Source organism: Terrabacter sp. Soil811 (genome assembly GCF_001429655.1).
Lineage (GTDB): Bacteria > Actinomycetota > Actinomycetes > Actinomycetales > Dermatophilaceae > Terrabacter.
This window is the reverse complement of record NZ_LMSX01000004.1, coordinates 1-21,607: the sequence shown is the minus strand read 5'-3', so window position 1 is coordinate 21,607 and position 21,607 is coordinate 1. Positions and strand designations below refer to the sequence as shown.

17 protein-coding genes and 1 pseudogene are annotated in these 21,607 nt (G+C 69.4%); 6 read left to right on the top strand and 12 right to left on the bottom strand.

The genetic code is table 11. From position 1 onward, the window contains the following. The first annotated feature begins 2 nt into the window (after nucleotides 1-2). Nucleotides 3-1,463 carry an ATP-binding protein gene (locus ASH01_RS06645; RefSeq protein WP_056773332.1) on the top strand — a complete coding sequence of 487 codons (1,461 nt, stop codon included), beginning with the start codon at nucleotides 3-5 and terminating at the stop codon, nucleotides 1,461-1,463. Nucleotides 1,464-1,520: 57 nt separating this feature from the next. Here the strand turns inward: ASH01_RS06645 and ASH01_RS06640 are convergent, their stop codons facing one another. The 3 genes from ASH01_RS06640 to ASH01_RS06630 form a co-directional block, all read right to left on the bottom strand. Continuing rightward, complete coding sequence (locus ASH01_RS06640) at nucleotides 1,521-2,585, bottom strand: hypothetical protein (RefSeq protein ID WP_082619554.1); 1,065 nt, start codon at nucleotides 2,583-2,585, stop codon at nucleotides 1,521-1,523. Between the two features lie 29 nt (nucleotides 2,586-2,614). Next, nucleotides 2,615-3,406: a pyridoxamine 5'-phosphate oxidase family protein gene (locus ASH01_RS06635; RefSeq protein WP_056773276.1), complete on the bottom strand. Its 792-nt coding sequence runs from the start codon at nucleotides 3,404-3,406 to the stop codon at nucleotides 2,615-2,617. Nucleotides 3,407-3,535: 129 nt separating this feature from the next. Further along, entirely contained in the window at nucleotides 3,536-4,267 is a 732-nt protein-coding gene (locus ASH01_RS06630; protein ID WP_056773273.1) for an alpha/beta fold hydrolase, read from the bottom strand. A 549-nt stretch (nucleotides 4,268-4,816) separates the two neighbouring features. On the opposite strand from ASH01_RS06630, the gene ASH01_RS06625 reads away from it, so the two are divergent. From ASH01_RS06625 to ctaD, 5 genes are all read left to right on the top strand, one after another. Continuing rightward, nucleotides 4,817-7,843 carry a helix-turn-helix transcriptional regulator gene (locus tag ASH01_RS06625; RefSeq protein ID WP_162263867.1) on the top strand — a complete coding sequence of 1,009 codons (3,027 nt, stop codon included), beginning with the start codon at nucleotides 4,817-4,819 and terminating at the stop codon, nucleotides 7,841-7,843. After that, entirely contained in the window at nucleotides 7,840-10,650 is a 2,811-nt protein-coding gene (locus tag ASH01_RS06620) for an AAA family ATPase (RefSeq protein ID WP_056773266.1), read from the top strand. Before ASH01_RS06625 ends, ASH01_RS06620 begins: the two co-directional genes overlap by 4 nt. Before the next feature lie 263 nt (nucleotides 10,651-10,913). Beyond that, nucleotides 10,914-12,143, top strand: a complete 1,230-nt coding sequence (locus tag ASH01_RS06615; RefSeq protein ID WP_200961770.1) for an MFS transporter — start codon at nucleotides 10,914-10,916, stop codon at nucleotides 12,141-12,143. Between the two features lie 228 nt (nucleotides 12,144-12,371). Continuing rightward, entirely contained in the window at nucleotides 12,372-13,235 is an 864-nt protein-coding gene (locus tag ASH01_RS06610) for an alpha/beta fold hydrolase (RefSeq protein WP_056773263.1), read from the top strand. Nucleotides 13,236-13,244: 9 nt separating this feature from the next. Beyond that, nucleotides 13,245-14,897: an aa3-type cytochrome oxidase subunit I gene (gene ctaD, locus ASH01_RS06605; RefSeq protein ID WP_082619552.1), complete on the top strand. Its 1,653-nt coding sequence runs from the start codon at nucleotides 13,245-13,247 to the stop codon at nucleotides 14,895-14,897. 111 nt (nucleotides 14,898-15,008) lie between these two features. On the opposite strand, the gene ASH01_RS23990 is transcribed toward ctaD, so the two are convergent. The 9 genes and pseudogenes from ASH01_RS23990 to ASH01_RS06565 form a co-directional block, all read right to left on the bottom strand. Further along, complete coding sequence (locus ASH01_RS23990) at nucleotides 15,009-15,206, bottom strand: universal stress protein (RefSeq protein WP_056773260.1); 198 nt, start codon at nucleotides 15,204-15,206, stop codon at nucleotides 15,009-15,011. Nucleotides 15,207-15,559: 353 nt separating this feature from the next. Then, nucleotides 15,560-15,970: pseudogene (locus ASH01_RS23985) on the bottom strand (universal stress protein); the annotation flags it as partial. A gap of 45 nt (nucleotides 15,971-16,015) precedes the next feature. Beyond that, nucleotides 16,016-16,621: an NAD(P)H:quinone oxidoreductase gene (gene wrbA, locus ASH01_RS06595; RefSeq protein ID WP_056773257.1), complete on the bottom strand. Its 606-nt coding sequence runs from the start codon at nucleotides 16,619-16,621 to the stop codon at nucleotides 16,016-16,018. Between the two features lie 110 nt (nucleotides 16,622-16,731). Next, entirely contained in the window at nucleotides 16,732-16,986 is a 255-nt protein-coding gene (locus tag ASH01_RS06590; protein WP_056773254.1) for a DUF6510 family protein, read from the bottom strand. Between the two features lie 459 nt (nucleotides 16,987-17,445). Beyond that, nucleotides 17,446-18,291 carry an alpha/beta fold hydrolase gene (locus ASH01_RS06585; protein ID WP_235509553.1) on the bottom strand — a complete coding sequence of 282 codons (846 nt, stop codon included), beginning with the start codon at nucleotides 18,289-18,291 and terminating at the stop codon, nucleotides 17,446-17,448. 248 nt (nucleotides 18,292-18,539) lie between these two features. Next, nucleotides 18,540-19,448 carry an alpha/beta fold hydrolase gene (locus ASH01_RS06580; RefSeq protein ID WP_082619550.1) on the bottom strand — a complete coding sequence of 303 codons (909 nt, stop codon included), beginning with the start codon at nucleotides 19,446-19,448 and terminating at the stop codon, nucleotides 18,540-18,542. A 555-nt stretch (nucleotides 19,449-20,003) separates the two neighbouring features. Continuing rightward, on the bottom strand, nucleotides 20,004-20,291 hold the full coding sequence (locus ASH01_RS06575) for a LysR family transcriptional regulator (protein ID WP_082619559.1): 288 nt from the start codon (nucleotides 20,289-20,291) through the stop codon (nucleotides 20,004-20,006). Between the two features lie 58 nt (nucleotides 20,292-20,349). Further along, on the bottom strand, nucleotides 20,350-20,994 hold the full coding sequence (locus ASH01_RS06570; protein WP_162263866.1) for a TetR family transcriptional regulator: 645 nt from the start codon (nucleotides 20,992-20,994) through the stop codon (nucleotides 20,350-20,352). Between the two features lie 235 nt (nucleotides 20,995-21,229). Beyond that, nucleotides 21,230-21,607, bottom strand: a 378-nt coding sequence (locus ASH01_RS06565) for a transposase (RefSeq protein ID WP_200961769.1), incomplete at its 5' end; no start/stop codon positions are given.

The window sequence follows — 21,607 nt, the reverse complement described above, 5'->3', positions numbered from 1 at the left end:
CCGTGACCAACCCGGACGGCGGGTCCCTCGCGGATGAGCTGGCGCGCTTGCCGCTGTTCCGCGGACTCACGCCGGCGCAGCTCGAGCACCTGTCAAGACAGGGGCATGAAGAACACCGCGAGGAGGGGTGGGTTTACCGACGGGGCGAACGAGCGGAGTCGCTGTTCGTCCTTCTCGATGGGGAGGCCCGGGTCACCGCCGTTGTCGGCACCGAGGAGATCGAGGTCTACCGCACCGATCTTCCGGGGGCCTGCGGAGGCGCCACCCGAGCGCATCTCGGCGACCCCGACCTCCACGTCTACACCACGTCCATGCAGGCGCTAAGGAGGTGCCGACTGTTCGTACTCCCGGCAGCTGCTCTCGCCGCCGTCCTGCAAGAATGGTTCCCGCTCCTGGCTCACCTGCTCAAGCTCGGGCAGGACCCGGCTGGCGGGGCGGACGGTGCAGCCGCGCGGCAGGAGGGGGACGGGCCGCTGACGCGGGCGGTGCTGGCTTCGACGCTGACGCATGAGCTGAACAACCCCGCAGCGGCGGCTCGCGCGGCCGCGGTCGCCCTGACCAACCGCGTGCAACGCACGCGCGAAACACTGACCCGCCTCGCGGAGGGCGAGCGCGGCCCGGACAAGCTTCGCGCCCTGCTGGCGCTACAGACGCAGGCGTCGGGACGGGCCGCCCCGGCCGCCACGTTGTCCGGGCTGGAACTGGCCGACCGCCAGGACCGCGTGGCCGGCTGGCTAAAAGAGCACGGGGTCGCGGACGGGTGGGACCTCGCGCCGACGTTCGTCCAGGCCGGCCTCGACACCGACTTCCTCGCCACCGTTGTCGAGACGGCGGGCCCGGCACAGGCTGATGACGCCGTGCGATGGGTCAACTACGCGCTGGAGACTGACCTGCTGCTGTGGGAAGTCGGCGAGGCCACCGCCCGGATCTCGACACTGCTCGAAAGCGTCAAGGCGTACGGCCCGGGCGGACGTGATCCGCAGCAGCTGGTCGATGTGCACGATCTGCTCGATGCGACACTGCTGATGTTCCGGTCGCGCCTGACCGACCGACACATCGAAGTGGTGCGCGACTACGACCGCAGCGCTGCCCGGGTGACTGGATTCGCCGCGGAGCTGAACCAGGTGTGGACCAACCTCATCGGCAACGCGCTCGACGCGATCGACGGTCACGGCTCGTTGACGATCCGTACCCGGGGCCGCGACGAGCACGTGACCATCGAGATCGTCGACGACGGCCCCGGGATTCCCGAGGACATCCGGGCCCGCGTCTTCGAACCCTTCTTCAGCACGAAACCGATCGGTGACGGCACGGGGATCGGCTTGGACGTCGCCGCGGGGATCGTCGTGGCCCTCCACGGCGGAACCATCGACGTCCAGAGCGAGCCCGGACGCACGAGCCTCGTGGTCACCCTCCCGGTGAGGCGGGCGACCGGTCCGCAGACACCGTCGGCTACGACGTGATGCCGAACGGGACGACGTGCACGCCGTGAACCCGCGCCGAGAGCCTCCCGCACGGTGTCAACTCGCGTGCGTCTCAGGCTGAGCGGAGGCCGGGCCAGAAGCTGCGGGGGGAGGTTCGCGCGGTAGCAGCGTGCCGGCACGCAGGGCCACCAATGATCGTGCGGTCAGGGCACCGATGCCCAGCGTGACCGCGCCGAGTAGGAGATGCACCAGGGCGGTGGGGGCCTCGGCCGCGGTCAGCCAGCGGATGCCGAACGTCACCGCGGCCGCGTACGAGAACGCGAACGCCCACCAGCCTGCGGCGAAGCTGAGACGCCGGTAAAGGGAGAACAACCGCATCTGGACGAGCACCATGAGCGCCGCATAACCGCCCAGTACCAGGATCACCACGTCCACCCTTCCCCCGGTGATCGCGAACCAGGTGTTGCCGGCGACCACCGGCGGGGCGAGCTCGATGGCCAAGGTCGGAACCAGCGCAGGCGGCATCGGCGGCAGCGTGAACAGACGCAGCCAGATGATGGAGGTCAGGCTGAACCAGCAGAGCAGGCCGTACCCGAAGAGCGCGACCGCGAGGGTGCGGTAGCCGAGCTGCGCGGCGCCGGCGGCGCAGACGAGGCCGGTGGCGACGGTTGGCAACAGGTAGCCCGGATGCCATTGCTGCAGCGGGCCGCCGGTCACCACCCAGCCGGCGGTTACCCAGCCGCCGTAGGCGGTGGACAGGCCCACAAACACGAGGAACAGGACTCTCCACGCGTGGCCGGAGTGGAGTGCCAGCGTAAGAGCCAACAGCGTCGGAACGAGCAGCGCCAGCGAGGTGAACACTCCGAACGTCGGGTCGGTTGCCTCCGCGAGCCACCGGTGGGACCGGGCGACGTTGCTGCTGAAAGCTATTGAGACCAGCAGCCACAGCAGTCCTGTCAAGACCCAGAGGGCGAGGCCGGGCCATTCCGGAACGATCGCCGCGGCAGCGGCCACCGTCCATGCCTGCGCGAGCCCGGCTACCCCCATCGGCACACCGAACAGGTTGGCCCGCAGGTTCAGCCGCCCGGGCGACTCGTTGGGTCGCGTGCTCGAGCGCCCAGCCCGTCGTTGCCGCGTCGGAGCGCCGGGTTCGGGTCGCATGCGCCAGTGCTCCTCCGGTGGAGATACGCTCACGTGCTCTCGCCTCCCTCCGGTGCCGGCGTCGACCTCCCGTCGCGCAGACGGTCGATCTCGGTCCGCAAGACGCGGTTCATCTCCTCCAGTTCGCTGACGCGATTGAGGAACGGGTCGAGCTGCTGGCCGAGCTCGTCGACGGTGTATCGCGGCGTGATGTGCTGCGGACAGTTCCAGTCGTATGCCATAACGTCGACACGCACCTCGCGTTCGACTCTTCCCGGGTAGCCCGGCACAGCCAGCGACGTGCCCACCATGGCAGGGTCCTGTGGACGGGTATGAGCCGCTCCCGTGTCCGGGCGCCGGTGCCCACCTGGGCGCGGTGCGTGAATGTCGTGCACGCTGGCCCAGCCGTATACCTTCAACCGGGTCTGGCGGGCATAGTCCATGAAGATCATCGCGGCCCGTCCCTCGAGGGCCAGGTTGCCCATGCTGATGTACTGCCGGTTCCCACGAAAGTCGGCCCACGCGATCGTGTGCTCGTCCGGGGTGCGGATGAACCCGGCCGGGCCGCCGCGGAACTGCACGTACGGCCAGCCGGTTTCCGAGACGGTGGCCAGGTAGAAGCCGTCGAGCTCGGACAGGAACTGCCGTTCCAACCGGCTGAGCAGGTCACCGGTGCCGGGTCGCGCCTCCGGCGTGGGCGCCCGTACGCCGACCGCGGTTCGGCGCGGCGCTGGCGCGTCGTGGGCACGGTGGTATCGCTCGACCGCGGCGCGGCTGCCGTACCTCGCCTGCGCGGCAAGGACGGCGTCGGTGAACGCGAGCGCGTGGTAACTGCGACTCATCGTCGTACCTCCTGGCGGAATGACACAGCGGGCTGAAACGGGGCGCTGGTCGTGGACGGTCCGGCGTCGTATGAGGAGCTGCACCCGCAGACGTTGGCTCGGCGCGGCTCCAGCCCCGGTCCATGCGGGTCAGGTCAAGGCTTCCAAGGCCTGGTGGATCACGGCGGTGACGGCCGCGGGCTGCGAGACCATGACAACATGTGACGCGTCGACCTCCACCGAGGTGGCGTTGGCGCGCTTGGCCATGGCACGGACGACGTCGGCGCCCGCGGCCGTGTCGGCGCCCGCGACGATCGCCCAGGACGGCAGTTCCTTCCACGCGGGAGGTCCGGACTTCTCCGTGAAGGCGGCGGCGGCGACCGGCCGCTGCACGGCAGCCATGACCCGCGCCTCGGTCTCGGAGACATCGGCGGCAAACGCGTGGTGGAAGTGGTCCGGATGGATGGCGTACTCGGTCGCGTGGCCGTCTGGGCTCGGGTACTGCAGCTCCACGAGGGCGGTGTTCAGGACGGAGTCCTTGGAGCCTGCTGTGATGTCGCCCAGCACCTCGCCTTCGTCGGGGGCGAACGCGGCGACGTAGACCAGTCCGACGACGTTGCCGGCTCGGGTGGCGGCGTTGGTGATGATGGCGCCGCCGTAGGAGTGGCCGACGGCCAAGACGCGGCCTGGGATCTGCCCGAGGGCGCTGGCTACGTAGTCGGTGTCGTGGGAGATCCCGCGCAGCGGGTTGATGATGGCCTGCACGCTGACGAACTCGGCCTGGAGCTCCTCGACGACGCCGCTCCACCCGGAGCTGTCGGCGAAGGCGCCGTGCACCAAGGCGACGGTGATCGGGGCGGGTGCTGCTGTGGTGTCGGTCATGGTCGGGCTCCATCTGGGGTGTCTCGGCGGCGTACGGCCTTGCTGCGCGGTGACCCCGTCGCGGCCGGCCAAGCGAGCAGCCGCCATCGGTTCGGCGCTGGCGGGGTGGCCCGCACCGAGTCGTTCGGTGGCTTGAGTCTTCCGGCGGAGATCGTCGGTCCGGCCAGGACCGTCCCCCGGTTGTCGCCTTGCTCTTCAAGTCCTTGATGCTGCCGGGACTTGGGGTTGCAGGCATCGGCCATGCGACTGCGCGCTCGGCGCCGGACGATGCACGGCCCTGAAGGCCGGACGCGCAGCTGCGGGCCGCGCCTGCTGCGGCGTGACCGCGCCAGGTCGTACTCGTGGTCGACAAAACGGGCATGCCGCATGGGCATGTTCGCATCGGTCCTTGAAGGTGGACAGGCTCGTTTGGTCGGCGGGATGGTGGAGGCTCCGCAGTACTTGAGACCCGTGCTCCACCGCGGTCCGGTCACATCGTGCGAGTGGCTGACGCCCGGGGGAGTGCTGGCCCTGCACGACGCAGCGGCCCGATCCCAAGGAGTGGTGGTAGTGACTGCGCTTCCGTTTTCCCTCGGGCCGGGCCAGGCCGGCGCGCTGCTGGGGCGAGAGTCCGAGTTCGCCATGCTCGAGGAGCTGCTCGAGCAGATTCCCGAACGCGGCGGGAGCCTGTGCCTGGAGGGATCGGCCGGGCTGGGCAAGACCTCCCTAATCGACTGGGCGGGGCAGGCGGCCGAAGCCCGAGGATTCGCGGTGTGGCGGGCTGAAGGGACCCTGTCGGAGCAGGACATCCCCTTGGCGGCGCTGGGGCAGCTGCTCACTCCCGTGCGGGAGATGATCGCGCGGCTGCCCCCTGAGATGCGCGCTGGCCTCGACGTCGCCCTGGGCTTCGAGACGGCTGCGCCGGCGCGGATCGACAAGGTCCGCGATGCCTTCGGCGAGTTGCTCCGCCGCGTCGATGGCCCGGTGCTGCTGATGGTCGATGACCTCCAATGGCTCGACGCGGAGAGCGCGCAGGTTCTCACCTCGAGCCTGGTGGCCGCCCGCATCCCGGGGGTCGGGCTGCTCGCCGCGCGCCGACCCCAACCATCAGCCGTCCGGCCGCTCATGCCGGTCGGTCTATGGCGGGTTCGGCGGCTGAGGCCCTTGGGTGGCGTGCTAAGCCGGGCACTGGTCCGACGCGTGAGCCCTGCTGTCTCCGCGCCAGTCCTGGCCTCGCTGGTCACGGCCGCTGCCGGGAACCCGTTGGCGCTTGTTGAGCTGCCCGCCGCCCTGAGCGAAGCCGAGCTGAGTGGGTCAGCGCTGAGCGCTGACGCGGTCCCGCTGAGCCCGAGGCTGGAGCGTCTGCACTCCGAGCAGATCCTCCAACTGCCCGCGGCGGCTCGGCAGGTCCTGCTGCTGGCAGCGCTCGACGACGGGCACACGGACCTCACGGCTGACCTGGGTGAGGAGGAACGAGCCGGGCTCATCGTGGCCGAGGAACACGGGCTCATCCGCACCGACGCGCGTAAGGGCGCGATCCGCTTCCGCCACCCGTTGATCGGTCCAACCGTCCTTCGCCTGTCGACGAGCAGCGCGCGCCGCGCCGCCCACGTCGTGCTGGCGCAGCGCCACAAGACCCACGAGGACCGGTATGCGTGGCACCTGGCCGCCGGCGCCATCGGACCCGACGAGGATGTCGCTGCCCTGCTCGAGAGTGCCGCTGACCGCGCGCTGCGCCGCGGTCGCCCGGACCTGGCGATCCAGTCCTATCTGCTCGCGGCGCAGTTGAGCACCGCACTTGACGGGCGGGCGCGGCGGCTTACCTACGCCGCATCCGTCGGTGCGGGCTCCCTGGGCACCATGCAGCAGGCCTCGCGGCTGCTGGCCCAAGCACGGCAGGTGCATCCGGCGGTCCTGGCCACTGTCCCGGCCGCGACGGTAGCCGCCCAGGTGCTCATGAGCACCACCGGCGAGTTGGCCAACGCCCAGCGGGTGCTGACTCCTGCCATCGCCTCCGCGCTCCACCAGATGACAGGCCGGGCACCCGATCCGATGACAGGCCCGATGACCGACCGTGCGGGCATCCGCGCCGAGACCTCAGTGGCTCCCTTGAGGAGCGTCAACCGCGATGAGCTCGGCGAAGCGCTCCATCACCTGCTGAACCTGTGCCTGTACGCCTGCGACGAGCGGACCTGGGCGACGTTCCACACGGTCGTCGCCGGGGTCGACCTGTCCGAGTTCCCTGACCTCCAGCTGCGCATCGACGCACTGGCCGACCCGGTCCGGACTGCCTTGCGGGCGCTGCCTCGTCTGGACGCGGCCCTGGCTGGGCTGGATGAGCACACGGACGCGAACCGCATCGGCCGGCTGGCGATGGCGGCCTTCTACCTCGACCGGGTCGACGAAGTCCGGGCGCTGCTGCTGCAGCAGGCCAACGATGCACAATCTGGTGGGCCGGTCGGTCCAGGCATCCTGGCGCTGTCGTTGCTCTCCATCCAGTGCATCAAGACGGGCCACTGGGCCGAAGCGGACCGCTTGGCACGTGCGGGGCTGGTCCTGTGCGAGCAGAGCGGTCACCTGCTCTACACGGCCCCGTTCGAGTTCTCGATCGCGATGCTCGCGGCTGGCAGGGGTGACTCGGACACGGTGGCGCGCACCTGCTCGCATCTGCTGGGCTGGGCGCTGCCACGCGGAATCCGGATCGCGCAGGTGTACGCGGCACACGCCCAGACCATGCTCTTTCTGGGCGCCGGCGACTTCGACCGCGCCTACCGCGAGATCACCAGCGTGTGCCCACCGGGGACCTTCGCGCCCCATCTGGCGTGGGCGATCTGGATGTCGTTGGACCTCGTCGAGGCCGCGGTGCTGTCACATCACCCGAAGGAGGCCGCTGCCCATGTCGACGCGATGCACGGGCACGACCTGGGCGCTCTGTCCAGTCGGTGTGCCCTGAGCATGGCGGGCGCGACCGCCATTGCTGCCACCGCGTTCGACCGCGACCTGTTCGAGGCCGCGCTCGCGGTCCCAGACGCCGGCCGGTGGCCGTTCGACCTGGCCAGGATCGAGCTGCGGTACGGACAGGGGCTACGTCGAGCCAGGTTCGCCTCGGAGGCGCGCCGTCATCTCGAGGAAGCCTTGGCCACCTTCGAACGACTCGGGGCCGACGGCTGGGCCGAACAGGCCCGCACGGAGCTGCTTGCAACCAGCCCCGCCAAGACCGCCCCGGCGTCCGAGCGGACGGGAACTCTCACCCCCCAGGAACGCGTGGTGGCACACCTGGCAGCTACAGGCCTGGCCAACAAGGCGATCGCGAACCGGCTGCAGATCTCGCCGCGGACCGTCGGAGCGCACCTGCGCAACATCTTCGGCAAACTCGACGTCCGCACCCGCGCTGCCCTGACCGACGCGCTCGCCGACGTGCCGAGCGGCGCGCCGGCGGAGGTGTTGGGGGTCACGCTGCCCGATGAACCGGCGGCGGCGTCAGCAGCGGTTGCCGACGTGCTGAGACACCCGACGCGGCAAAGGACCCAGCCTCGTCGAGACGCACCGGCCCTTCCGGGTGCCACTCGAGCCGTGGACGGCGTGCGAGCCCCGTGACCACCGAGCCGCTCGGGCTGACGGGCCGCGCCACGGAGATAACGCTGCTGCGCGACTTCGTGCAGTACCTGGAACGAGACGGGGCCGCCATGCTGCTGACCGGGCAGCCCGGTGTCGGCAAGACCGCGATGCTGCGGGCCGCTGAAGCCCTCGCGTCCGAGGCACACGTGCAGGTGCACACTCTCACCTCGGCAGAGTTCGACCCGCCGGGGCCGTTCACGTCCCTGGCCCAGCTGCTGACCCCACTGCGCGGGTCGATCGGTGAACTGCCACGAAATGACCAGAGGGCACTGACAGTCGCGCTGCGGTTACGTTCCGGGCCTCCGGCCCGGAGGGAGGTACTGGGCAGGGCCACGCTCACCCTCCTACAGCGTGCCGCCGGGGACAGCCCGCAGCTACTTCTGCTGGACGACGCCCACTGGATGGACCCGGCCAGTGCTGAGGTGATCGCGTTCGTGGCTCGGCGTCTCCGTGGAAGCAACATCGGCGTGCTGGCGACCGTGCGAGCCGGAACGCACGGGCCGCTGCTGCTCGCGGGGCTTCCTGATCGTGAGGTGCGTCCACTGACCCGGGACGACGCCAGCACGCTGGTGCGGTCCCGGTTCCCGCAGCTCGCGGCGCCGGTCCGATCACGCATTGTCGAAGAGGCCGACGGGCTGCCCCTCGCCCTGCTTGAGATGCCGCTGGCGCTCACAGCTGCCCAACGTTCCGGGGACGCGCCACTACCCACCCGCCTGCCGGCCGCGGAGCGGCTCACCCGCCTCTTCGGTGACCGGATCGAGAAACTCCCCGAACGCGCTCGCGCCCAGCTGCTTCTGGCCGCTCTTGCCGGGTCTGGTGGCGACCTGTCCATCATCCAGGCGGCCTACTCGCTCGATCCGGAACTGGCCGGGCTCTCCAGCGCCGAGGCGGTCGGGCTCGTCCGCGTGCGGGACCTCCCGCCACGTGTTGAGTTCATGCATCCGCTGGTGCGTGCGGCGGTCGTGCAGAAGGCCGCCCCGGAGCAGCGCCGGGTAGCCCACCTTGCTCTTGCCGGCGCGTACTCGCCCGAATCTGCCGCGCACGCCTGGCATCTGGCTGACGCGTCGACCGAGCCGCAAGAGACGGTCGCTTCCCGCCTGGAGGCGCTGGCGGTACGCACCCTCGCGACGGGAGGGGTGTCGGAGGCGATGACCGCCTTGCAGCGGGCGGCGGAGCTCAGCCCCGACCGCATGCAGCGGGCCAAGCGCGAGATCCAGGCAGCCTTCGTCGGCGCCAACGTCACCGGGGACCTGCGCCGCGCCGCGGCTCTGCTCGCGGACGCTACCGGACTCGAGCCGGCCTTGACCGGCTCGTTGGCCGCGACAATCACCGCCTCGTACCTATTGCTGAACGGCCAGTGCGAGGTCGATGCCGCCCACCGGCTGCTGGTCCGCGCCATCGAGAACCACCCGGGCAAATCCGATCCCTCCGACCCGCACCTGATCGACGCCCTCCACAGTCTGATGATCATGGGCTCGTTCGGTGGTCGGGAACGCCTCTGGGAGCCGTTCCAGCGAGCGGTCGCCAGACTGGGAGAGAACGTGCCGGCGGACGTCGACCTCTGCCACCGCATGTTCGGCGACCCGGTCAGACATGCAGCGCACGGCATGGACGAACTGGACGCGGCGCTGGCAGGTTTGGCTGGGGAGCTCGACCCGCTCCGGGTGACGCGCCTGGCCCTAGCGGCCCTCTACACCGACCGCCTCGACCGCTGCCGCCCGGTGCTCTGGCGCCTCATCAACGACGGCCGACAAGGGGAGGGCGTCGCACTCGCCATTCACGCCCTCATCTCGAGCTGCATCGACGACTGGCTCACCGGCCAGTGGGACGAAGCCGTGGACCTGGCCGCGGAAGGCAGTGCGTTCGGGGACAGCCACGGCTTCCACCGTTACCGGGTCATCCTCAAGGGATACATGGAGCAGCTCGTCCGGGTCTGCAGAGGCGAGGTCGAGGACGGCCTGCAGGCCGCGGACGCGATGGCCGTCTGGGGCAGCGAGCGGGGCGCCGGCATGTGCACGACCTTCGCCGCGCACCTGCGGACCCTGCACGCGATCGCGCTGGAGGACTTCGAGGCGGCGTTCGCGCACGTGACCGCCGTCAGCCCGCCCGGCGAGCTGGGTCGCTACCGGCCGCACCGCCTCTGGTTGCTGTTCGACGTCGTCGAGACTGCCGTGAAGACCGGCCGCCGCCCGGCGGCGTCCGCGCACGTGAAGGCCATGCGCGACTCCGAGCTGCCCAGAGTCTCCGCGCGCCTGGCCATGCTCACCGCGGGCAGCGCAGCACTGGCGGCGGACGAGCCGGAGCAGGCCACCGCCTTCTTCGCCGCAGCTCTCGCTGACCCGTGCACCACCCGGTGGCCGTTCGACCGGGCCCGCATCCAGCTCAGTTTCGGCGAGCACCTGCGCCGCGAACACCGGATGCCTGAGGCGCGTCACCACCTGCACATGGCCCACGCCGGGTTCCAGCAGCTCGGGGCACACCCGTGGCTGCGACGCACCGAACGAGAGCTTCGCGCGGCGGGCGAGGCGACCCCGCGGCCCGCAACCGCGGCGATCGATGAGCCTCCGTTGACGGCCCAGGAACGGCAGGTTGCCGAGCTCGCCGCGTCAGGTCTGACCAACCGTGAGATCGGCGATCGGCTCTTCCTCTCACACCGCAGCGTCGGTGCCATCCTCTACCGCGTCTTCCCCAAGCTCGGTGTCACCTCCCGGGCTGCGCTTCGTGGCGCGCTGGACGCAGGTCTGGATCCCACGGGGAGCGCTCGGCACGCCCCGCCAGCGCCGTGACCTCTCTCGTTCTCTCTCGCCCCCGGAACATCGGTGCGTCCGCGCGGTCGAACGGCCGATGCCGCTGACGCCGTGTTGCCGCAGTGTCGTTCCGGGGAGTCGTCGAGAACCACGCCGACCGCCGGGCTTTCGTGCGTACCGGCCGCGGGGGACCCGAAGCAACGGAGGTCGTCATGGCAACGAACGCCCGGGCAGAAGAGGCACGACACAGTGTCCCGTTCCTACGGTGGGTCCCGGTCGGTGTCGGCTTGGGGTGCATCATCATGCTGGCCTTCAACCTGCGCCCCGGGGTGGTCAGCACCGGCCCCGTCCTGCAAGAGGTCCAGAACGACCTGGCCCTGACACCGACGCTCGTGTCCGTACTCACCACGTTGCCGGTCCTGTGTTTCGGCGTGGTTGGAGCGGTTACACCCTGGCTCGAGGGCCGAATCGGACTGCGAAACCTCACCGTCCTGGCCAGCTCGCTCATCGCTGTAGGCCTGCTGGCGCGGTCCGCAGTCCCCGGAGCCCTGTCGTTCCTGGGTCTGTCCGCCGTGGCATTTGCCGGCATGGCCATCGGCAACGTGGCACTGCCCTCGCTGGTCAACGTTCATTTCGCATCACGGGTCGGTCCGGTGACGTCGATCTACACAACCGTCCTGGCGGGCGGCATCCTCGCCGCTTCCGCGCTGACCGTGCCGGTCGCAACCCTGGCCGGGTCGTGGCGGTGGGGACTCGCTCTCTGGGGGGCGGTCGCCTGCGTCGGCCTCTACCCCGTCGGCCGTTTGCTCCGGCGAGCTCAGCACCCGTGGGCGGCAGTCCGACGAGCACATCTCCACGCCCCCCATGCGGGACGAGAACAATCGGACGCCGGACCCGTCTCACGGTCCGGCCCCACCTTTGGGGCGGTTGCCCGGACCCGTCTCGGATGGGTCATGGCCGTCTTCTTCGGGCTTCAGTCCGTCCAGGCCTTCGCCGGCTTCGGGTGGCTCGCGCAGATCTACCGTGACGCGGGATTCAGCGCTTCGGCGGCCGGGATGCTGCTGGGCGTGGTCACCGCCACCGTGGTCCCGCTGTCACTGCTCATGCCCCTCGTGGTCGCCCGGGCGGGCCACCCGGGAGCGCTCGTGTGCGGGCTCTCCCTGCTTTACCCGGTGGCTTACCTGGGACTCGTCGCCGCCCCGGTGAGCGGGGCATGGCTGTGGGCGGTACTGCTGGGGGCCGCCAGTGCCCTCTTCCCAGTCAGCCTGCTCCTCATCGGGCTGAAGGCACGGACGGAGGAGGGCACCGCAGCCCTGTCGGGCTTCACCCAGTCGGTCGGCTACCTGCTCTCGGTCGTCGGCCCGTTCGGTGTCGGGCTCCTGCACGCTGCGACCGGAGCATGGACCCTCCCGCTGTACGCGCTGGCCGCCCTGGCGCTGCCGCAGTGCGCTACCGGGCTCTACCTGGCTCGCCCCGTCACCATCGAGGACGTCGTCGCCGCCGAACCGACACCCCACGAACGACGGCCCTAGCGACAGGCATCGTCTCGGGCTACCGGGACGCAGTCGCCTGACCGATGCAGCGCGGAGGTGGCGGTGCGGAAACTAGGGCCGGTAAGTGGGCGAGCGAACGGACCGGCTCAGACCGCTTCTTCGTCTCGACCCGCAGGCGACACCGTGTCCCGCGTTCGCTCACACCTCGCAGGCTCGCTCCTGATTGCCGGGGCGCGCACCGTCACACCTCCTGAGGAGTTGGCAGTCATGATTGCCACCCAGCACCGAACCGTCGACATCGACGGCCTGACCGTGTTTTACCGCGAAGCCGGCCACCCGGAAGCACCCACACTCGTCCTCCTGCACGGGTTCCCGACCAGCTCGCGCATGTTCCGCAACCTCATCCCGGCCCTCGCCGACCGGTACCACGTCATCGCACCGGACCACGTCGGCTTCGGGGAGTCGTCCATGCCATCCCTCGACGAGTTCCCGTACACCTTCGACGCCCTGGCCGACGTCACCACGAAGCTGCTCGAGAAGCTCAAGGTCGGCAGCTTCGCGATGTACGTGCACGACTACGGTGCGCCGATCGGGTGGCGCCTTGCCCTCGCACAGCCGGGGCGCGTCAGCGCGATCATCACCCAGAGCGGCAACGGGTACGAGGCCGGGTTCGTCGAGGAGTTCTGGGAGCCGATCTGGGCCTATGCCAAGAACCCCGGACCCGAGACCGAGCCCGGAGTGCGGTTTCTCGTCAGCGCCGAGGCCACCAGGTGGCAGTACCTTCACGGCGTCCACCAGCCCGACCTCGTCGACCCCGACTGCTGGGCGATCGACCAGGCATTTCTCGACCGGCCCGGCAATGACCGAGTTCAGTTCCAGCTCTTTCACGACTACATCAACAACATCGACGGCTACCCCGCCCTGCACGAGTACTTCCGCCAGACCCAGGTGCCGCTTCTCGCCGTCTGGGGGGCCAACGACAAGATCTTCGGAGCGCCCGGAGCCCCGGCCTTCAAGGACGACCTGCCCGACGCGGAGATCCATCTGCTCAACGCCGGCCACTTCGCTCTCGAGAGCCAGCTGGACACCATCTCGAGCTACATCCGAGGGTTCCTCGGCCACGTCCTGTAGGAGCCGACCGTGACCCAGCTCGCCGACCGACCAACGCGCTCGCGCACGGGCACCCCCCAAGACCTCGCGCCTTCCGTACGGGTCAGCGTCGTGCGCGTGCTGACCACGACAGACCACAAGGTCATCGGCAACCTCTACCTGCTGAGCTCGTTCATCTTCTTCCTGCTGGGCGGTCTGATGGCCCTGTTCATCCGGGCCGAGCTGGTCTCACCGGGTCTACAGGTCGTGGACAACCCGGCCCAGTACAACCAGCTCTTCACGATGCACGGCACGATCATGCTGCTGCTGTTCGCGACCCCGTTGTTCGCCGGCTTCGCCAACGCGATCATGCCGTTGCAGATCGGGGCCCCGGACGTGGCGTTCCCGCGCCTCAACATGTTCGCCTACTGGCTCTACCTGTTCGGCGCCCTGACCGTGTGCGCGGGGCTGCTGACCCCGGACGGGGCCGCCAGCTTCGGCTGGTACGCGTACGCGCCCCTGTCCGACGTCAGCTACAGCCCGGGCCTCGGTGGCGACCTCTGGGTCTTCGGACTCATCCTCGCCGGGTTCGGCACCATCCTTGGGGCGGTCAACTTCATCACGACGATCGTGTGCCTGCGCGCACCCGGGATGACGATGTTCCGGCTGCCGATGTTCACCTGGACGGTCCTGGTCACCTCGCTGCTGGTCATCGTCGCGTTTCCGCTCCTCGCCGCGGCACTGTTCCTGCTCGGGGCCGACCGCAGGCTGGGCGCGCAGGTCTTCCAGCCCGAGAACAACGGCGCCATGCTGTGGCAGCACCTGTTCTGGTTCTTCGGCCATCCAGAGGTGTACGTCATCGCGCTGCCGTTCTTCGGGATCATCAGCGAGGTCATCCCCGTCTTCTCCCGCAAGCCGCTCTTCGGCTACAAGTCGATGGTCTTCGCGATCATCGCGATCGCCGCCCTGTCCGCGAGTGTCTGGGCGCATCACATGTACGCGACCGGGCAGGTGCTGCTGCCGTTCTTCTCCGTCATGACCATGCTGATCGCGGTCCCGACCGGCATCAAGTTCTTCAACTGGATCGGCACGATGTGGGGCGGGACGGTGAGCATGTCGGCCCCGATGCTGTGGGCGATGGGCTTCCTCGTCACCTTCCTCTTCGGTGGCCTGACCGGCATCATCCTGTCCAGTCCCGCACTGGACTTTCACCTCAACGACAGCTACTTCGTGGTCGCGCACTTCCACTACACCGTCTTCGGCACGGTCGTCTTCGCGATGTTCGCCGGGTTCTCCTTCTGGTGGCCCAAGCTGACCGGGACGATGCTCGACGAACGGCTCTCGAAGATCCAGTTCTGGATGCTGTTCATCGGCTTCCACACGACGTTCCTGATCCAGCACTGGCTCGGCATCGAAGGCATGGCCCGCCGCTACGCCGACTACCTGCCCGAGGAAGGTTTCCAGGCTGCCAACCTCGTCTCGAGCCTTGGTGCGTTCCTGCTCGGTGCCAGCACGATCCCGTTCCTGTGGAACGTGTGGAAGACCTGGCGGGCCGGCGCCCGGGTCGACACCGACGACCCGTGGGGATACGGCATGTCGCTGGAGTGGGCCACCTCGTGCCCCCCGCCGCGGCACAACTTCACGTCCCTGCCGCCGATCCGGTCCGAGCGCCCTGCCTTCGACCTGCACCACCCGCACGACTGAGCCGTCACACCGGAGCCGCCTAACGGCTCCAGCGACGCTGAGGTGGCGCTGCGTTTGGTCGCGAGGCAATGAGGGCGTGCCAGGCGAGCAGCAAGAGCCACGCAAACGCGTTCAACGCTCGCAGGTGGGCACCAGCATCACTGGCACGGTCGCCCTGAGGACCAGACGGTCGACCAGCTTCGCGCGACGGGCCCATGAACGGCGAGCGTTGCGGCGGCGGATTCCGATGACCAGGAGAGCGGCGCCTCGGGCCTCGGCGGCGACCGCATGCTCGATCGCCTCGTCGCCTCGTCGTCTCGTGCCCGGCACGCGCGGGCACGCCCGGGATCAACGCGTCCCGCGTTCACGCGCGTCCCGACACTTTCGGCGCTCAGCGTGACCTTCACGAGACTCGCGTGCGGGCCCAGCGGCGGCTCAGACAGCAACATGATGGTGACGCCGACGCCTCGACGTTGCGCCGCGCTGAAGGAGGCATCGAGCAGGCCTGACTCTTCGTCGTGTGGGCCGATGAGGACCACGACGCTCCCAGTTGGTTGGCCGGGTGGTTCGGGGCCGGCGAGAGAAGCTACGACCACCGGTGCGGCGCTGAGGCCCGTGAGGCGGCGCCACGGTGACAGGGCTGCCGGGCCGCACCGCGCCCGCTGTGCCCATGACCGGCCCACGACGAGGAGACGAGCGTCCTCGGATGCCTCCGCGGACACATCGAGGGGACGGCCAGGCGAGAGGCACGCTGTTGCGTGCAGCTCGGGCGCCATCTCGTTGACCTGCTTGAGCGCCCACACGAGAACCCGTAGGCCGGCCTCTTCGAACGCCCCGGCTCGATGCGCGAATGTCTGTCCGGTCACCCGCACTCTCGCGATCCTCGGTGAGAGCGCCGACACCGGGACAGGGTGTACGACCCGCAGCGGCGCCCCCAGCGAGGCGGCCTCGGCAGCCGCCCACAGCAGCGCGTCGACGTCGCGTTCACTGGTGACCTCGACGACGACCGACCAATCCCGATGCCCGCGCGAGGGGGGACTGGAAAGGGCCGAGGGCCTTGCGGTGATGGCGGGCCGTCGCGGTCGTGACCGCATGAGTTGGGCCTCTGGCGCCGGTGTCGGATCTCCGCGAGCTCTGCGTCAGTGCTGGTGGGACAGTCGTACGGCGGTCTGCGTGAGCAGGCGACCCTGGTACTCGGCGGCGGCGAGCACATCCGCGTCTGGTTGCCCTTCCGTGCCGGTCGACGAGGTGCCGTACGGGTTGCCCCCAGCGGGAAAGAGGACGGCGTCGGTGTAGCCGGGCGGGACGATGAGGCATCCCCAGTGGTACAGGACGTTGTTGAGCGCCAGGATCGTGCTCTCCTGGCCGCCATGCAGGTTCTGTGAGGAGGTGAAGCTGGTCGCGGGCTTGCCGGCCATGACGCCTTGCTGCCACAGCCCGCCGGTCTGGTCCATGAACTGCTTGAGCTGAGCGGCCGGCAGCCCGAACCGGGTCGGTGTGCCGAAGGCGTACGCATCGGCCCACTCGAGATCCTCCAGCGCGGCCTCCTCGACGGCGAGCTTCGTCTCGTCGACGTGACGCCGCCAGGCCGGGTTCGCGTCGATGGCCGTTTCGCCGGCGAGCTCCGGTACGCGGCGAAGGCGTACGTCCGCGCCCGCGTTCGCGGCCCCGGCGGCGACCGCGTTGGCGAGGGCGTGGACCGAGCCGGTCGCGGAGTAGTAGATGACCGAAACTCGTGATGACATGGCGGGGTCCAATCCCTCTGGGGCGCAGTCGAACTGACGGCCCTGTCCCGTCAGCATCCACGACGGGCCGCAGGCGTCTCATCGGCAGGATGACTGCGCTGCGGCCGCTCTCATCGGACGCGCGGCCGGGCAATCCCGCGCAGGTCCAAGGTGATGGCGCCGTTGATGACGGTGGCACGCAGCAGGACCTGATGGCACGAGCGGCAGCGGGCGATGAGGCCCATCGGTGTCCCGTAGACGTGGGCGTCGGCCAGCGGCCTCGTGTCGGCGCAGGTGGCGCAGGCCGCTCGAGCCGTAGTCACGTCGAAGGTGAAGGCGGCGGCGAGTGGGCCGGCGAGGGCGTTGCCGTCCAGATGGTCAGGCATCAGTTCTCCCGAGGTCGGCTTGTGGGCAGCTCGCCGAACCCGGTTCCGCCGAAGTGTTCGGCGCGAACCCGGTCGGGCTCGTCCCCCGCCTCGAGAAGCAGGAACGTGACGTTCTCGACGAACGAGGTGGGCCCGCACACGTAGCACGTCGGCAGCTCGTTCGGGGACCATCCCGCCTCGGGAAGGTCTTGCGCCCTGATCCGGTGGGCAGGCCGGTGAGGGCCCAGCGGCGCGGTGCTGGTGTAGAGGATGGTGACGTCGGCAGCGCCCTCGGAGCAACTCCCGACGGAACAGGACAGCCGGGCGGCAGGTCGGGGTCGAGGTCGCGCCGACCCTAGAAACCGCGCGTGAGCGCACCCATCGATCCTCCTGAATGTCGCTGTCGCTGTCGCTGTCGCTGTCGCTGTCGCTGTCGCTGTGGTCTCCAGCGTGCGTGTGCTGGCGCAGTGCGGTCATCCGTCAATCGACTGTGCGGTGGCGCTGGCCGGCACGAGCGAGGTCCAGGACCTCGCGGACGGCGTCGGCGAACGCGTGCGGCGCCTCCTGGGGCAGGTTGTGCCCGGCGTCCGCGACGTGCATGTGCACGCGCGGACCAGTGAAGTGCGCGGCCGCGACTCCCGCGTCGGTTGCGGGGAAGTTCCCGTCGGCGAGCCCGTCGATGGTGACCGTCGGCACCGTGATTACGGGGAGCGCGGTCAGTGCCGCCTGCACCGCGGCGTACCGGGGGTGTCCGCCGGCGAGCCCGAGCCGGTGGCGGTAGGAGTGCAGGACAACGTCGGCATAGTCCGCGTTGTCGAACGCCTCCGCGGCCCGGGCCAGAGTCTGCTCGTCGAAGTTCCAAGCGGGGGAGTTGCGCAGCCAGATGACCTCGGCGATACCGCGCGGGTTGGAGCGAAGGGCGTTCTCGCCGCGGACGGTGGCGAAGTACCAGAAGTACCAGAACCCGGCTTCCAGCGCCGCCGGCAGCGGCTGATTCGCGGCCGTCAGGTCCTGGATGAGGTAGCTGTTGACCGAGACGAGCCCGGTGCAGCGGGAGGGCCACAGGGCCGCGGCGACGCAGGCGGCTCGGGCTCCCCAGTCGTAGCCGGCCAGGACAGCGCTGTCGATGCCGAGCGCGTCGAGCAGCTCGATGACGTCGGAGCCGAGGGCTGCCTGCTCACCCGAGCGTGCGGCACTGCCACCCAACGACCGAGTGGCGCCATGCCCCCTCAGGTACGGCACTATCACCCGCAGACCTGCCTGCGCGAGCAAGGGAGCGACGCGTTCGTACGAATGGACGTCGTACGGGAAGCCGTGGAGCAACATGACGGCCTGCCCTTCGGCTGGGCCAACGGTCACGTATGCGACGTCCAGGACCTCGGTTTTCACCCGGTGGACGGGGCCCATGCGGGCCAGTGAAGTGGTATCTCGCCCAGACGGCAGCTTCGAGTCGACTGAGCGGTCGGAACCGGGGGGTGTGGGGGTCATTCGTCGCCTCTTCCAGAAGGCGCCGCCACGGCTTCCCCATTCGCAGGAGAAGCCGTGGGGCCGGAGCCGGGACGGTGGCCGGGTGTTCAGCGGGTCCGAGCGGCGGCGCGGGCGGCGCGTTCGATCAGCGCAGCCGTCAGGCGCGGGTGGGAGATCCCGACGACGTGCGAAGCGCCCGGCACCTCGATGGCCTCGATGGCGCCTGCCCGCCTGGACATGAACTGATGGGCCCGCCGCGGGATGTTGCGGTCGAGCTCCCCCCAGAGGAAACGTGACGGGACGGACTTCCACAAGGGATGCGGACCGAACGGCTCGGTGAACGCCGACTCGAGGATTGGCCGCTGGCTCGTGGCCATCTGCGCGGCCTTGCGGTTGCTGAGATCTGCACAGAACTGCTCGTGATACTTGGCCTGGTCGATGTAGAGGTCGTGACCCCCGGTGGTGAGCTCGACCGAGGTCAGCGTGGGCCCAAGGGTGCTGCCCGGGTACTTCCCTACAAGGTCGGCGCTGGTCTCTCCGGTGTCTCCGGCAAGCCCTGAGACGTAGACGAGGCCGCGGATGTCGCCGGCAGCGGCAGGCGTGCTGCTGATGACGACGCCGCCGTAGGAGTGTCCGACGAGGACGAGCGGGCCGGGAAGGGTGCGTACGACGTCGCTGAAGTAGGTGGCGTCGAACGCGACCCCACGCAGTGGAACGGCGACGCTCACAACGCCGTGGCCGTGACGTTGCAGGATGCTCACCACATCGTCCCAGCTGGAGGACTCCGCGAACGCGCCGTGGGCTGTCACGATCGTCGCCGCGGACGGGCGGTGATGGGGTGCCGACGTTGGGGCGTGCTCGTCTGCGCGGGCGCTGCCGGCCTTGCTAACGACGCTCAGTCCGGCGGCCGCGCCGACCGCAGCGGTGGCCCGCAGCAGCGACCGCCGACTCGGGACGCTGCTCTGCGTCGCGGCATCGGTGGCCGCAGCGGGCGGAGACGAGGGGATGTTGGTCATGGCGATCCTTTGCGCGATGGGACGTTGGTGCGCTAGCCCGGCGGCCGCCGTTCGGCGTCCGATGCGCTGTAAGACAGATATGGACGTCAGCGCCGACTGCGCGCGTCGATCGTGCGCCCGGTCCCGTGCTGTGCGAATCGGTCGAATGACTGCGATGACGCACTGACGACCCATCCGGCGACGAGCCGGGACGAGGCCGTTGAGGGCACCGACAGCCCAGCCGGCAGCGGCCAGACCGTTGTGCGTCGAGTCCTGTGGGGCGCCGATCCTGGAACAGCCTTCGGCTGCCGATAGGATGCGGCGCGCAGGACCACCGACATGCTGGGCACGCGATGGTGCGCTGCGTGGAACGGGCGGCGTCGCGCATCCGCTCGCACCGCCTCGGATTTTGACGGTCAGTGGCGGAGGTATCGCTGTTCCGCGGCCGCCCGCGGCCGCCCGCGGCCTTTCACACCGCGTAGGAGCGGCAGGAACTGGGCCGTGCCCTCCCTCGGGGCGTGGAGAGGGATCGTCCGTTTCAGCCGCCGCGCAATGCTGCCGTCTGCTCGCTACGGTTCAGGCCGGTCGGGGTGGTGCCCACGCATCGGCGGCCGCTCGCGCACGAGACTCGGCGAGGTCGAGTCCCTCGAGAACCGAGCGGCCCTCGCGCAGCAGCACCTGTCCGGCGAACGTGAGGGTGGCCCCTTTGTTGGATCTGAGGAACAGTGGCGAGCCCACGTCGCGCTCGATCTGCCTGATGGCGCGGCTCAGAGCCGGTTGCGTCATGAAGAGCCGCGCGGCCGCGCGCGTGAAGTTTCCCTCTTCTGCCACGGTGACGAAGTAGCGCAACTCTCGTGATTCCATGAGCATCACCTCGGTGGTGAGAGTACCTCTCATCACCTTTAGGATGCCATAACTCTGTCTAGCCTTCGCACATGCGATTGCGGAGACGGACCGTAACTAGGGCGGCTGCGTGCGCTAACGGTTCGGAGGGACTCGCCCGCCAAGCCCGCAGCGCGCCACGCAGGAGGACCAGGCACAAGGACGCGTCGAGCTCGTCGTCCTCATCGGGTTCCTCATGGCCGCGCCGAGCTGCGAGCGACGTCGCGACAGTGAGCTCCCAGTGGCGCTGATTCGCCATAGTGCGCGCCCAGAGCGCCGGCACGCTGCGGACCATGCCGTCTCGCCGAGCGAGCGACTCGCGCTGTGTTTCGAGGAACGCGGCGAAACCTTCAACGAACCGCGACACCTGTTCCGACGGAGACGTTGAGATGTCCACACGCTCGACGCAGCGCGAGATTTCGTCGAGGAACAGCGACTCGTAGCCGAAGAAGACGTCCTCCTTCGAGCTGAAATAGCGGTAGAAGGTCGCCGTCGCGATTCCCGCCTCGGCGCACACCTGCTCCACCGTGACCTCGGAGAAGCCACGGCGGGTGAACAGGTCGAGCGCGACGGCTTCAACCCGCTGTCGGGACTGATCGCGCCGCCGCGACCTCTCCAACAGGTACTTCGGCTTCGTGCCCCTTGGATCAGGGCAGTCGTCGCCGCGGCACTCACGAGATTGCACGTTTTGACGGTACGCCACAACCTCTCAGGATTTGCCGCTGACGGGAGCGAGCGGCCTCCACGACGACGCTCCCGCACCTCTCCTGGGGACGTACAAACGGGGGGTCCTCCGCGGGCCCGCCAGAGATGTCCGTGGGTCGAAGGTCATTGCCGAGGCTGCTCTATCGCGGACGAGCGCACCCGTTGGTCAAGTCCGTATCGGTGGTGTACGACGGTGATCCGTCGGGGTCGTTCGGTTAGGCGGTGATCGCCGCGGCGATCAGGTCGTTGGTCACCTCCTCACGATCGTCGTCGGTGGTGCGGTCGGTCAGGACGGCTCGGGCGTTCTTCAGCGCTTCCAGGCCGAGGTAGCGGCGCTGCTCGGCCCACTCGTCGTGCTGCTCCGCCAGGACGGCCCCGACGAGGCGGATGATCGCCTCCCGGTTGGGGAAGATGCCGACGACGTCGGTGCGGCGGCGGATCTCACGGTTGAGGCGCTCGTTCGGGTTGTTGGACCAGATCTGGCGCCAGATCTCCTTCGGGAAGACGGTGAAGGCGAGGATGTCGGCGCGGGCGAGCTCGAGGTGCTCGGCCACGGCGGGGAGCTTCTCGTACAGGCCCTCGAGGACCCGGTC

Excerpts from the sequence above, each read along its gene's own strand:
- ASH01_RS06635 (WP_056773276.1), bottom strand. The coding sequence starts at position 3,406 with ATGAGTCGCAGTTACCACGCGCTCGCGTTCACCGACGCCGTCCTTGCC.
- ASH01_RS06590 (WP_056773254.1), bottom strand. The coding sequence starts at position 16,986 with ATGCCTGACCATCTGGACGGCAACGCCCTCGCCGGCCCACTCGCCGCC.
- wrbA (WP_056773257.1), bottom strand. The coding sequence starts at position 16,621 with ATGTCATCACGAGTTTCGGTCATCTACTACTCCGCGACCGGCTCGGTC.
- ASH01_RS06610 (WP_056773263.1), top strand. The coding sequence starts at position 12,372 with ATGATTGCCACCCAGCACCGAACCGTCGACATCGACGGCCTGACCGTG.
- ASH01_RS06615 (WP_200961770.1), top strand. The coding sequence starts at position 10,914 with ATGCTGGCCTTCAACCTGCGCCCCGGGGTGGTCAGCACCGGCCCCGTC.
- ASH01_RS06640 (WP_082619554.1), bottom strand. The coding sequence starts at position 2,585 with ATGCGACCCGAACCCGGCGCTCCGACGCGGCAACGACGGGCTGGGCGC.
- ASH01_RS06630 (WP_056773273.1), bottom strand. The coding sequence starts at position 4,267 with ATGACCGACACCACAGCAGCACCCGCCCCGATCACCGTCGCCTTGGTG.
- ASH01_RS06580 (WP_082619550.1), bottom strand. The coding sequence starts at position 19,448 with ATGACCAACATCCCCTCGTCTCCGCCCGCTGCGGCCACCGATGCCGCG.
- ASH01_RS06575 (WP_082619559.1), bottom strand. The coding sequence starts at position 20,291 with ATGGAATCACGAGAGTTGCGCTACTTCGTCACCGTGGCAGAAGAGGGA.
- ASH01_RS06585 (WP_235509553.1), bottom strand. The coding sequence starts at position 18,291 with ATGTTGCTCCACGGCTTCCCGTACGACGTCCATTCGTACGAACGCGTC.